Source organism: Pseudoalteromonas sp. J010 (assembly GCF_003934235.1).
GTDB lineage: Bacteria > Pseudomonadota > Gammaproteobacteria > Enterobacterales > Alteromonadaceae > Pseudoalteromonas > Pseudoalteromonas peptidolytica.
In genome coordinates, this window is the sequence record NZ_RDBW01000011.1 from 262,896 (window position 1) to 273,241 (window position 10,346).

The following is a 10,346-nucleotide window of genomic DNA, read 5'->3' on the forward strand; positions in this document are numbered from 1 at the left end:
TGTTATGAATTTAAGTAAAAAGCTCTTTGTAGCGTTCGGCGCATTAATACTGCTAATGACTTGTTCGAGCGCATTTGTTTGGGTTAAGGTTTCAACCGAAACAGCTCGAGCATTAGAAGTTAAAAATGACGACTTACCCGGTATATTGTTATATAACAAACTCATCGATATAGAGCATAAACTCAAAACATCAGCGCTTGAATACATCAACGGCGACATTAGTAAAAAAAGCGATTTCAACCAGTTATTTGCTCAATTTAAGCAAACTCAGCAGGAGCTGTACAAGTACGAGTCAGCCAAACAATCTGATCGGGAAAAAATGGCAATAATCTTAAATACCATGACTCAATTTCACGAAAAAGTTAACCGTCAGGTATTCGATTCCTATGATCCCACATCTCACGAACGGATCAAAAACCGCGTCTATAAGCTCAAACAAACCATAGGTGAAGATTTAGAGTCCATTTTAGACAAAGCCAAAGAGCAAGAATTCAATGATGCGCTGCAATCTACCGATTTACAGGAATCCCTCAGCGATGATTTACCTGGCGTGCGCTACTACCTTGAGTTAGTCGATGAATCAGGCGATATGCTCGCGGCAATTATTGCCTACACCATGGGTGAACCGGGAGCAAAAGCAGAATTTAAGGAAGACTCTGATAGTTTCAAGCATTATCTCGCAAAACTCAAACCACTTGAACAAAAAGAAAACGAAGTAAAAGACATTGCAACCATTGAGTCAATGTATGATGAAATTCAAAAAGAAGCGGAGTACATATTTAGCGAATATGACGGCGGTGCAAAAGCTCGTGCAGTAGCTAGCCTTCAGCAGCTCGACAACAGCTTATTGGTCGGGCTTGCAAAAATTCTTAGTGTTTCATCTGAGGAAGAGCGCCACGATGCAGAAAGCGCACTCGACTTGCTGGTAGATGGATTAAATACCACGCTACTTATCATCATTCTGATCACATTGGTTGCCGCAATATTCGGCGCAACCATTGCATTTTTCATCAGCAAATCAATTGTTTCTAGATTAAACAAGGTACTGGGAGTGGCTGAGCGGATCAGCGAAGGAGATATATCTCAACCAGATATTAGCCACGACGGCGTTGATGAAATTGACGGTCTTGCGGATGCCACAAACAAAATGTCAGCATCGCTGAATACTCTACTTGTGGCTATCACTAAAGTGGTTCACGATGTACAAGTCTCCAGTAATGAAATCTCGGATACTAATAGCCAGATAGCAAATAGAAGCCAAAGCGCGTCAGAGCAATCTACACAGGTCGCAACTGCAATTGAGCAAATGAGCGCAACGGTTTCTGAAGTTGCCTCGCAAAGCCAAGTCGCTGCGGGGCATGCAGATCAAGCTAGAGTTTCAGCCAGTGCAGGTGGCGACTCGGTTGGTCAAACCATAACTAAAATAAAAGAAGCATCGAGTAATGTGCAAAACACCGCTGATAATGTAACCAACCTAGGAGAGCTTAGTAATCAAATTGGTAATGTAATAAGTGTGATCGGTAGTATCGCAGAGCAGACGAATCTACTGGCGTTGAATGCAGCCATTGAAGCTGCTCGTGCAGGTGAGCAAGGACGGGGTTTTGCCGTGGTCGCAGACGAAGTAAGAACATTAGCAGAAAGAACATCCAAAGCCACCGATGAAGTAGTGTCAACTGTTCAATCTATCCAAACTCAGACGGAGCATGCCGTAGCCTCAATGGAAAGCAGCGTTGCACAAGTTGAGCAAAGCGTTACTATGGCTGAAAAAGCCGGTTCGCTATTAGAAGACATAGTAAAAGGCGCATCGGAAATCGCAACGATGATCCAATCTATTGCAACAGCAACTGAGCAACAATCTGTTGTGGCCAGTGAAATGGCAAAAGATATTGCTCACATAGAGCAATCTAGCCAAAGTTCATTGAATGATACTCAAGTCGCTGCGCATTCGGCCAAAGAACTAAACCAACAAGCTAAAGCGCTATCGGAGTTAGTTCAAAAGTTTAAGCTAAAACGTTAGCAAATTAAGTGCGGTTAAAGCCACCGCACTTTTCCTTATCAACAATTATTCTTATTAGTCTCAACGGGTTTTCACATCCATAAATTCACCTTTTAAATAGCTGATTCACGTCAAATAAAATTCAACTAAGCGCAATAAATAATGCAATAACCCTCAATCCAGTGTATAAGTAAATCGGTGCAAAAAGCCTCTTTACGCTGCGTGCTATATATCTAAAAATGAAATACTCCGGTATGACTAACTGGCTTATTTCATTTTCTTCAATGGCGCTTAATAATAACAAATCGTTACGATTAAATGCGATGAAACCGCAGCTGAACTGCAAACTAATTACAGTGCACATAAAAATAATCTATCTCAATAAAGACTCTCTACTCTCTGGTTGTAACAATGAAGCTAAGTAAAAAACTCTATTTCGCATTTGGTACTCTGATTTTACTCATGACACTATCCAGTATTTTCGTATGGTTTAAGGTGTCGACTGAAACATCGCGCGCACTTGAGATCAAAAATGATGATCTCCCCGGTATGATCTATTACAACAAATTATTGGATATAGGTCATAGACTTGAGGCATCTGCACTGGAATATGCTAATGGTGATCTGAGTAAAAAGCGTCAGTTTAATGAGCTATTGGAAGACTTTAAGGAAACACACGAAACCTTGTATTTCTATGAATCAGCCAAAGCATCTGACCGGCAAAAAATGGCTGAGATTATGCGCTTGATGTCTCAATACCATAAACAGATAGATGCCACGATTTTCGCCAGCAACGTTAATGCACAAAGCAGCACCCGTGCTATTCAGCTCGCAGACAAAAACTATCTCCAACCTTTGAAAAAAATATTAACTGTCTCTGCAACTGAGGAACGAGACGATGCGACTCAATCTCTCGACCAGTTGGTTAATGGATTAAACTCAACGCTTTTGATTATTATTACTATTTGTATAATTGCCGCGATATTAGGCTTAGTAATTGCCTACTCATTAAATAAATCTATTATCACTAGATTAAATCAGGTACTAGAAATTGCTGAGCGTGTCAGTAATGGAGATATTTCTCAACCTGATATTATTCATCAAAACCAGGATGAAATAGACAGCTTGGCAACATCAACAAATAAAATGGCAGCCTCCCTTAACCACCTTCTAAAAGAAATTAGCAAAGTTGTCGGTGAAGTGCGCACCTCTAGTCATTGTATTGCTGAAACAAATAATCAGATAGCTGTGCGAAGCCAAACATCTTCAGATCAATCAACCCAAGTAGCTACCGCAATTGAAGAAATGAGTGCCACAGTGTCGGAAGTGGCAGCACAAAGTCAAATTGCGGCTGGGCACGCAGAGCAAGCTCGCTCTCTTGCTAGCCAAGGGGGTAAATCCGTCGGCGAAACAATAGACAAGATAAGAGCAGCGTCAAAGGACGTACAAAACACCGCGGACAACGTTACTAGCCTTGGAGAGCTGAGCAGCCAGATTGGTAATGTCATAAGCGTCATAGGTAGTATTGCCGAGCAAACTAACTTGCTCGCGCTCAATGCAGCCATAGAAGCAGCGAGAGCTGGAGAGCAAGGACGAGGCTTTGCTGTTGTAGCGGATGAAGTTAGAACCTTAGCAGAACGCACTTCACAAGCTACTGAAGAAGTCGTTTCGACAGTACAGTCAATACAGCAACAAACTGATCACGCGGTCAACTCAATGCAAAGTAGCGTCAGCCAAGTAGAGCAAAGTGTCGTAATGGCCGAAGCCGCAGGCTCTCAACTTGGAGAAATCGTGAAAAGTGCCTCAGAAATTGCTTCCATGATCCAATCTATTGCAACAGCAACAGAAGAGCAGTCAGTTGTGGCAAGTGAAATGGCGCGTGATGTTTCGCATATTGAAGAATCAAGCCGCAACTCATTGCAAGACACTCAAGTTGCTGCACGCTCTGGTGAGGCTCTGAGTACCCAAGCAACGACACTGGCGCAGCTTGTACAAAAATTTAATTTGCGCACGTAAGGTTGGTCAATCAAGCGCTTTATTGCCGTTTTTACCCTAAAAGTTAGATCTTACGTACTTGTGTCTCAAGTATGTAAGCGTTCTTAAGTAGAACTTCATATTGACTTGGAGACGCGATATGCGTTGATTCGACTAGCGTGTCTTTTGCAAACGCATTTCCAAACAATAGGGCTTAATACCAATTTGACTTAATTGTGAATATTTGAAGGAGTAAATCTGACGGTAACTGCGTTAAAAATTTCTTATTTAGAGCACTAAATAGCAAAATTTTTGCCTTGCCTACACAGATTTAGGTACCTTAGCGATAGCAGGACGCGGTAGCGGGGTTATCGACAAGATTTTCTCGCCTCAAAATAGACCACTTAATTAAGAAAATTGGTATGACTCCTAAAAATGCTTGTGAATGTGAGCTTCAAAACGTTTGAAGTCATTTTCAATATCTGCATTTTTCATCACGTCAAAGCACGCAAAAGTCTCCATCGGTTGCATACCAAAGAACTTAAAGTTCATATGCATTGGAAATAGAAGATCATCAACTGATTTACCCTCAAAAAACTCAGTCGCATTATTAAATGACTCTTCTGGCGCATTAAACGTTAGAGACATCATATATTTGGTATTGGTTAGCGCGCCGCCTGTACCGTAATTTCTTTTAGGCGCCTTCTGTGTTCGACCGTCTCCAGAACATAACGCACCACCCATACCTGCTGTGTATACTTCATCCATATATTTTTTGAATGACCAGGTGACTCCCATCCAATTAATTGGAGTTTGAAGAATAATGATATCAGCCCACCGATGATGCTCTAGCTCTTGCTCAACATTAGTTTCTTCTGAGATTGTCACTACACGTGTCTTATGACCCTTACTTTCTAACATTGAAACTGCTTTTTCTACCAGTGTCGCATTTAACTTGCCCTCCGAAAAAGGGTAATACTGGTGACCATTGATGATTAAGATGTTGCTCATTTATACCTCTCCAAAATTAAAATTTATTTTGAGTGATTAATTGTGGTATATTTTAGATACCTTTTAACAACAATCAATTAGTATACTTTTAGTAACCTAGAATAAATGAGTGGGTGACAATGAAAAGTTCAATAAAAACAGACGTTAAAGGAAGAAAAAAAGTTTACAACGCATGTTTGGAGCCCTGTGCTATTGAAAAAGGAATGCGCTTAATTGGTGGAAAGTGGAAAGGTTCTATCATTTATCACCTAAAAGATGAACCTGTACGATTCAATGACTTAACTCGTATGCTTGGTGGTGCCACAAAGAAAATGGTAGACCAACGGCTTAAAGAACTTGAAGAAGAAGGAATGGTCATACGCCGAGTCATTAGTGACAGGCCCATTGCCGTAACCTATGAATTAACAAGCTTTGGGAGATCCGCACTCCATATTTTAGAAGAATTAAGAATTTGGTCTGAGTCTAATGATCTACAGATAAGTTCAAAGTAGTTGGTCTGCTCATCTTTTCAAACAATTTCATTTTTCAGCTAAGTTTTATCTGAATCAACAACAGAAAAAACTTAAGATCAAGATAAGTATCGTAAAGCTACCCATATTTGCGGCTCGGACGCGACTGTTAGGTGTGATTAATCACCACTAATCGAGTTGGGCAGAACAGCTCAAAGTTTATTGACTTTAAAAATAAGCTAGCTACCCCGTTTCAATTAGAGCTGTGACTAATTTCTTGTGTAAACTTGAAGCAATGGGAATTTACTCTCACCAAACGATAACGTTAACGAGAGGGTTTCCCCACCATTAAAGTGCTCTGAAAGCTCCATAGGCATGATCCGTTGACCATTTGCCGTCAATGCTAACAGGTGTTTTTGCGTTAATGTGCGCCGTCCACTTGATTGGTTTTTAAGGGTAACTGTTGCAAATCGTTCACCGCTATCATTACTCATCAGCACAGTGTTAAGCACTGTAAAATCACTGCTGTCTGGATACACCTTAGCATCGTTTGGAAAGGCCAGCTCCATATGACTTGGTACTACACTGTCTATTGTCAACGCCTCTTCTGCAGCTTGGCTCTGCACAGCCAACAGCATCCAAAGCGCGCTCATTATCCTTTTATACATTTTTTATTTTCCTATTCCTGTGAACTGTTTAACCTGAGACTGGGACTATGAGTAAGTTAGCTCGTTGTTTTTGAAAATGGAAGTAGCGCCAAACCAAACGTGTTAAAAAAGACATCCCTCATCCGAAGCTCAGATTACTCGAGTATGCCTACGATCTATATACGCTATAGCTGCCAACTCACTTGAAACTCAACTAGCTTAACAAGACTTGTCGCCACACAGGTTACTTTCTGTTGAACACTAAGTTGTGAGCCTTTAGTAACCCCCGCAGGATGCGTCAATTATTTGCTCTTAGCTTCGCGATAACTCTCTCAGCGAGCAGTGTAGCTGATGCTGGGTTTTGTCCCGTAATTAACTGACCATCTTCTATTACATTGGTTTGCCATGCAGCTGCTGAAGAGTAAATACCACCACGTTCGATRAGCCGGTTTTGCAATAGAAATGGGACGATATCCGTTGTCCCTAAATCACTTTCCTCTTGATTGCTAAACCCTGTAACCCGCTTACCTTTAACTAAATAATCTCCGTTCGCAAGCTTAACATTCGTGATCGCTGCTACACCATGACAAACAGCAGCAAGTACTCCATTTTTATTTAAAATATCGGAAGCGACACGCGCAACATCACGATTGTCAGGGAAATCCCACATAGGCCCAGATCCGCCGCTAAAAATTACTGCATCATAGTCATTCGCATCTATTTGGTTTAGTGGGATCGTATTGATCACCTTAGTCATTAACTCCACGTCATTTAAAAAAACCTGATGATAATCGTCCGGCTCAGCCAATGCTTTTGCATCTATTGGTGCAAGGCCACCTTTAATGCTGGCAATATCCACGTTGATATTAGCCTTTTTTAAACGGTAATATGGGTGTGTTAATTCAGGGAGCCAAAACCCTGTTTTTCGCCCCGTAGTGCCAAGTTGATCATGGCTGGTTAGTACGATTAATACTGTGTGCTCATTAGATGCGTTTGCCGCCGAAGTAAAAGTGCCAATCGTCAAAATAAAAATCAAAAATATCTGTTTAATCATATGCTAATCACCCTATTTGTTTTCAGTGATTACACTGTAGCGCGCTTCATTACCTACTTCATTTACATAGGTTGATAACACCTTAGAGTTAAACTCATTGGACTCAAATAGATTGGCTCAGCTCAAGCATTGCGATAAGGGTTGTTTGTTAGCGACACTTTTGTTTTGTCTATATGGAGATAGCTATCTTGTTGATAGCACACTGCCGTAGCAAGGTTTTTGACAGCATTTTTTTATTGAAGAATAAACGACAATTACGATTAAAAGTCGCAGATACAAGGTTAACGCCTGTTTTGTATCGGAATAACAACGACTCAAAGACGTTGCTATTCCGCGTTCAGTTTAATTATTCAATCAATGATGATAGTTATATCTACTATAGTGTCTCATCTAACCACTTGAAGAATTCGCGCTGCCAAACTATGCCGTTTTGCGGTGTCAGTACCCAGTGGTTTTCTTCAGGGAAATATAAGAAACGGCTTTTTAGGCCACGTAATTTAGCTGCCTGAAAAGCTTGCATGCCTTGGCTTAGAGGAACTCGGTAATCTTTACCACCATGGATCACAAACATGGGAGCATCCCATTTGTCGACATAGCTGATTGGATTAAATTGCGCGTAAGCCTTGTTGATTGCCGCGTTATTTTTCTCCCAATACGCACCACCAAGTTCATTGTTCACGAAGAACATTTCTTCCGTTGTGCCATACATACTGCGTAAGTCAAAAATACCACAGTGAGAGATAAAGGTTTTAAATCGCCCTTCATGTTTACCAGCTAAGTAAAATGCAGAGTAACCACCAAAACTTGCACCAATAGCTGCAATTCGTTTGTTGTCAACGTAAGATTCTTTAGCCACATTATCTATCGCATCAAGGTAGTCTTGCATTACCTTGCCACCCCAGTCTTGGCTTATGTCTTTATTCCACTTCACACCATGACCTGGCATACCACGACGATTTGGTGCCACCACAATGTAGCCCTGTGATGCCATCACTTGGAAATTCCAGCGGTATGAATAAAACTGAGACAACGGTGACTGCGGACCACCTTGTAGATATAACAGGGTTGGATATTGCTTGCGCTTATCAAAATTAGGTGGATAGATCACCCACGTTAGCATATCTTCACCGTCTTTTGTCTTCACCATTCGTTTTTCAACATTCGGTAAATCAAGACCTGCATACAGTGCTTCGTTTACGTTGGTTAGCGCGACAAGCTTTTTGCTATTGAGATCAAAACGGAAAATCTCTTTCGCCTGGTTCATGCTATTTCGCGTAACCACCAGCTGACCATCCAAGGCTGCAACGATGCCATTGACATCAAACATACCCTTGGTTAACTGCTTAATTTTTGGCTTATCTTTTGTTTTACGATTTACTGCAACCTGAAACAGCTGAATTGTACCGTCTATTGGCGCGATAAAATAAATGTGCTTACCATCGTGGCTCCACTCAAAGCTACTCACCGTGCCATCCCAGTGTGCCGTCAGGTTTACTTCTCTTTCACCCAGTTTAACAATTATGTCGTTCTTATCAGCTTCGTTACCAGGCTCATCCATACGCAAAAAAGCAAGCTGGCCTGTTGGCGAAAATTCAGGACTTTTATCATAACCTAAGTTTTGCTCTGTCAGGTTTGTGGTTTTCTTACTGGCTAAGTTGTAGCGATAAATATCAGTGTTGGTGCTTGTTACATACTCTGTGCCAGTCAGTTTTTTACTGACATAGTAGATATTCTCACCTTTAGGACCCCAAATGTAGTCGCTGGAGCCACCAAATGGTGACGTTGGACTATCAAAAGGCATCCCTTTCATAATGTCGACTTTTTCTTCCGTGATAAGGTCTTGATAAAAAACATGTTTAACGCTGCCATCTTTCCATGTATCCCAGTGACGGTAGTTTAAATCGTCAAATACATAAGCATTGGCTTGAGTTAATGCTTGGTATCTATCTGTGGCTAAAACAGACTCTACTTTAACGCTATCATGGAACAACTTTTTGCTACCATCAGGTGACACATTGTTATCTGATAGCACTCCCTGATAAGCGGTGAGTAGCTGCGCAGTGCCGCCTTTTAATGGTACTTGATACACTTTACTATCAAAGTCATTATTCTCAACGCTTGGTGTAGTAACTCGGTAAATCACATGTGTTTTATCTTTAGATAACCCAAGTGCACTTACGCGCTTTACTTGCCATAGCTTCTCTGGGGTCATTACCTCTTGGGCAGATACCCCCACTATTGGTGCTAACCCTAAGCTAGCACATAAAAAAATTCGCAACATTGGCAAATGTCTCCACTAATCAAAACCCAATTAGATTACATAATAAGAAGAAAACTTAAAAGAATACGCGACAAGATACTGTCTTCCCAAGTAAAGATGATGAAGAACAACCGCTTCACGCCGCCAATCTGCGTTTTACCGTAAGTTATCAGTACGGTATTGTTTTGGTGTTTGGTTGAATAGTTTCTTAAAAGCTTGGACAAAAGCAGAGTCAGAGGCATAACCCAGCTCAACGGCAACTTCCTGTATGGTTTTTTGCGAGTCCAACAATTGCAAAGATAACACTAACCTTATGTTTTGCCGCCATCGTGCAAATGATTGAGAAAACTCTCTAGCACATAATCGAGACAAAGTACGCTCTGATGCACCCACTATATTTGCCCACTCCTTTAACGTAAATGAAAGATATGGCTGCGCTTTTAGTTGTGAGAAAATGGATAAAAGCCGCTTGTCAGTAGGAATGAGCAAAGGGATTTCATAACTTGTTGCCATATCAATTTGATCTCGCAATACCGTCAATAAATGCGTGATATTCGCTTGTGGCTGTTTGTGCGTATTGGTTTCAAACAGCATTAATATCAATGCTTTGATAAAGGGTGTGACCTGACAAGATTTAGGTTGCTGCGCATATTGAATATACTTTTCAGGGTTGAGGTAAATCGCTAAAAACGTTGTATTGGTCACTGCGATGGATTTATGAATTGTATGTGCAGGTATGTAAAGCATGCCATTGTGAGGCACTATGCTACGTTTATCCCCAATATTTGACTGTAGTAGCCCTCGCAATGGAAACACGATTTGGTGCCACGAATGACAGTGGAAGTCATCAATATAACCAGCCGCCATATTAATCGTCTTTGTTATGAATTGTGTATGCGGAGCGTTTTTGATTAGGTCATTTGCTTGCATCTTGGCGACTTATCAACATTAAACG

The 10,346-nt window shown here is 41.1% G+C and carries 8 protein-coding genes; 3 read left to right on the forward strand and 5 right to left on the reverse strand.

The window, feature by feature from the left end; genetic code table 11:
* Positions 1 to 4 precede the first annotated feature (4 nt).
* Positions 5 to 2,017 carry a HAMP domain-containing methyl-accepting chemotaxis protein gene (locus EAG18_RS08005; RefSeq protein ID WP_125251849.1) on the forward strand — a complete coding sequence of 671 codons (2,013 nt, stop codon included), beginning with the start codon at positions 5 to 7 and terminating at the stop codon, positions 2,015 to 2,017.
* A 390-nt stretch (positions 2,018 to 2,407) separates the two neighbouring features.
* Positions 2,408 to 4,012, forward strand: a complete 1,605-nt coding sequence (locus EAG18_RS08010; protein ID WP_125251850.1) for a HAMP domain-containing methyl-accepting chemotaxis protein — start codon at positions 2,408 to 2,410, stop codon at positions 4,010 to 4,012.
* A 387-nt stretch (positions 4,013 to 4,399) separates the two neighbouring features.
* Here the strand turns inward: EAG18_RS08010 and EAG18_RS08015 are convergent, their stop codons facing one another.
* Positions 4,400 to 4,981 carry an NAD(P)H-dependent oxidoreductase gene (locus EAG18_RS08015; RefSeq protein WP_125251851.1) on the reverse strand — a complete coding sequence of 194 codons (582 nt, stop codon included), beginning with the start codon at positions 4,979 to 4,981 and terminating at the stop codon, positions 4,400 to 4,402.
* Between the two features lie 119 nt (positions 4,982 to 5,100).
* Here EAG18_RS08015 and EAG18_RS08020 point away from each other — a divergent pair, with 119 nt between their 5' ends.
* Positions 5,101 to 5,472 carry a helix-turn-helix domain-containing protein gene (locus EAG18_RS08020; protein WP_125251852.1) on the forward strand — a complete coding sequence of 124 codons (372 nt, stop codon included), beginning with the start codon at positions 5,101 to 5,103 and terminating at the stop codon, positions 5,470 to 5,472.
* Between the two features lie 227 nt (positions 5,473 to 5,699).
* Here the strand turns inward: EAG18_RS08020 and EAG18_RS08025 are convergent, their stop codons facing one another.
* The 4 genes from EAG18_RS08025 to EAG18_RS08040 all read right to left on the reverse strand — a co-directional run bounded on the left by EAG18_RS08025 (position 5,700) and on the right by EAG18_RS08040 (position 10,258).
* Positions 5,700 to 6,098, reverse strand: coding sequence for a hypothetical protein (locus tag EAG18_RS08025; protein ID WP_125251853.1), 399 nt, complete (start codon positions 6,096 to 6,098; stop codon positions 5,700 to 5,702).
* A 277-nt stretch (positions 6,099 to 6,375) separates the two neighbouring features.
* Positions 6,376 to 7,131, reverse strand: coding sequence for a type 1 glutamine amidotransferase domain-containing protein (locus tag EAG18_RS08030; protein WP_125251854.1), 756 nt, complete (start codon positions 7,129 to 7,131; stop codon positions 6,376 to 6,378).
* Positions 7,132 to 7,507: 376 nt separating this feature from the next.
* Complete coding sequence (locus EAG18_RS08035) at positions 7,508 to 9,412, reverse strand: S9 family peptidase (RefSeq protein WP_125251855.1); 1,905 nt, start codon at positions 9,410 to 9,412, stop codon at positions 7,508 to 7,510.
* 135 nt (positions 9,413 to 9,547) lie between these two features.
* Positions 9,548 to 10,258, reverse strand: coding sequence for an AraC family transcriptional regulator (locus EAG18_RS08040; RefSeq protein WP_275557251.1), 711 nt, complete (start codon positions 10,256 to 10,258; stop codon positions 9,548 to 9,550).
* Positions 10,259 to 10,346: the final 88 nt, after the last annotated feature.

Coding starts and splice junctions, on each gene's coding strand:
- EAG18_RS08035 (WP_125251855.1), bottom strand. CDS start 9,412: ATGTTGCGAATTTTTTTATGTGCTAGCTTAGGGTTAGCACCAATAGTG.
- EAG18_RS08015 (WP_125251851.1), bottom strand. CDS start 4,981: ATGAGCAACATCTTAATCATCAATGGTCACCAGTATTACCCTTTTTCG.
- EAG18_RS08040 (WP_275557251.1), bottom strand. CDS start 10,258: ATGGCGGCTGGTTATATTGATGACTTCCACTGTCATTCGTGGCACCAA.
- EAG18_RS08005 (WP_125251849.1), top strand. CDS start 5: ATGAATTTAAGTAAAAAGCTCTTTGTAGCGTTCGGCGCATTAATACTG.
- EAG18_RS08010 (WP_125251850.1), top strand. CDS start 2,408: ATGAAGCTAAGTAAAAAACTCTATTTCGCATTTGGTACTCTGATTTTA.
- EAG18_RS08025 (WP_125251853.1), bottom strand. CDS start 6,098: ATGTATAAAAGGATAATGAGCGCGCTTTGGATGCTGTTGGCTGTGCAG.
- EAG18_RS08020 (WP_125251852.1), top strand. CDS start 5,101: ATGAAAAGTTCAATAAAAACAGACGTTAAAGGAAGAAAAAAAGTTTAC.